This window comes from Streptomyces niveiscabiei, assembly GCF_001419795.1.
GTDB classification, from domain to species: Bacteria; Actinomycetota; Actinomycetes; order Streptomycetales; family Streptomycetaceae; genus Streptomyces; species Streptomyces niveiscabiei.
On sequence record NZ_LIRL01001437.1, the window covers coordinates 1 to 1,045 of the forward strand.

At 71.7% G+C, this 1,045-nt stretch carries 1 protein-coding gene and 1 pseudogene; both read right to left on the reverse strand.

All coding sequences use genetic code 11. The features are described 5' to 3' along the window. Positions 1-208: pseudogene (locus tag AOK24_RS52590) on the reverse strand (hypothetical protein); the annotation flags it as partial. A gap of 283 nt (positions 209-491) precedes the next feature. Beyond that, a complete protein-coding gene (locus AOK24_RS44780) occupies positions 492-1,004 on the reverse strand; it encodes a DinB family protein (RefSeq protein WP_055725517.1) in 513 nt (170 codons plus the stop codon). Positions 1,005-1,045 lie beyond the last annotated feature (41 nt).

A 1,045-nucleotide genomic window follows, 5' to 3' on the forward strand; every position in this document is an offset into this window, starting at 1 on the left:
ACTCCACATCGGGAATCTCGATCCGCGGCCCGGCAGGCTTATGGGGTACGGCGGGACGCCTCGGGTGGGCCTTCTCCCGGGCCCCCGCCTCCTCCCGCCCCCGCGCCGCAGGCACCGGCGTCGGCTCGGCGGCCCGGAGCCGCGCCGGAGGTTCCGTACGCGCCGGCGCGACCATGTCCAACGCCTCCCGCGCCGGCGCCTGGATCACCCGGGCCCTCCCCTTCCCGTCGGGACGGGGCAACGGCGGCACAGCGGGCGCGGGCACGGGCACGGCGGAAGCCCCCGGCGCGGTCGGATGATGCTGGACGGTCACGCATCCGGTGAGAGCGGACGCGGCGACAGTCACCAGCAGGGTCGCGGTAGTCGTCGTACGGTGCACCCGCGCAACTCTGTCGGCTCCGGCGCCCGAAGGGGCCATGGACAAGCGGAGGTTGCCCCGCAAGGGTGATCTCCTGCCCCGTACGGACGGCTCGCGTCGGCCGGAACTGACGTCACTCCCCGGTGGTGCCGTCGATCCGCTCGCGCAGCAGATCCGCGTGCCCGTTGTGCCGCGCGTACTCCTCGATCATGTGCGTGTAGATCCACCGCAGGCTGAACGGCTCCCCGGTGGACCGGCTCTTGCCCCGGGACAGCTCGTCGAGCCCGTACCGCGCGGCGTTCTCGCGCGCGACCGCGATCTCCCCCTGCCAGGTCCCGTACGCCTCGGCCCACGTGTCCGCCTCGGTGAGGTGGAACTCCCCGTCGGGGTCGGCGTCGGTGAAGTAGATCCCCGGGACGTCCTCCCCCACGAGCACCTCCCGGAACCACCCCCGCTCGACCTCCGCCATGTGCCGCACCAGCCCCATCAACGACAACTCCGACGGCGGCACCGCTGCGGTCCTCAACTGCCCGTCGTCCAACCCCTCACACTTCCACGCCAGAGTCTGCCGGTGATACTCCAGCCACCCCTCCAGCATCTCTCGCTCGGACGCGTCCTGCGCGGGCTCGATTCGCTCACTGCTCATACCCCGCATGATCCCCCACCCCCTCTCTCTCATACACATCT

What these genes read in the sequence shown, in the direction of transcription:
- AOK24_RS44780 (WP_055725517.1), bottom strand. Translation starts at nt 1,004, where the DNA reads ATGAGCAGTGAGCGAATCGAGCCCGCGCAGGACGCGTCCGAGCGAGAG.